The following is a 608-nucleotide window of genomic DNA, read 5'->3' as shown; positions in this document are numbered from 1 at the left end:
GTTCCGAGACCCCGCTAGCTATGTGGCGCGGGAAACCGGACGGGCGGCCCCTGCCAAACCACCCGCTGCGGGGAAGGGCGCAGTATAGGACGCATGGCGGCGCACGCGCCACGCACCATGGTCCACGGCCCATTGCCCATTGCCCAGGGGCCCGGGCGGTAGTTTCAGTAGCCGGGTTCGGCAGCACCGTGAGCGGCGCGCTGTGACCGCCTGGGGCGGTTCCTCAGGCAGGGGCTTGGGCCGAGTTTCGCTCAAACGGCTTGTGCGCCAAGCGTCTCGGTTCGGCTATCACGGCACACGGGGGGACGGGAGAGGCTCAGAGCGTTTAGGGCGCGCGTTTAGGGGAGTGGGGGGCGTGGCCATGGCCAATCACGGCACAACTTTATGGGCAAGTACGCGCACAAACATTTCCGGCGCCCCATCACTAGCAGTCTTGCTGGTAGTTGCCGTGATCGTGTAGGCGAAGGGGGTGGCCATATGACGCGGTAGATCGAAGGCCCATTCGCCCACACCGCGGAAGGCCCGCTCGACAGGCAGGGCCTCCGCCGCTCCCGGTAGCAGCGCGCCGCTCTCGACGGCCATGGTGACAAGCAGCTCGGACTGAGCGC

At 67.3% G+C, this 608-nt stretch carries 1 protein-coding gene; it reads right to left on the bottom strand.

What is annotated here, in order from left to right; genetic code table 11:
• Nucleotides 1–369: 369 nt before the first annotated feature.
• The coding region (locus QF629_13040) for a hypothetical protein (GenBank protein ID MDP6014443.1) at nucleotides 370–608 on the bottom strand (239 nt) is incomplete at its 5' end.

The sequence above is a fragment of the Alphaproteobacteria bacterium genome (genome assembly GCA_030739735.1).
Classification (GTDB): domain Bacteria; phylum Pseudomonadota; class Alphaproteobacteria; order UBA7887; family UBA7887; genus UBA7887.
This window is presented reverse-complemented; position numbering and strand designations above follow the sequence as displayed.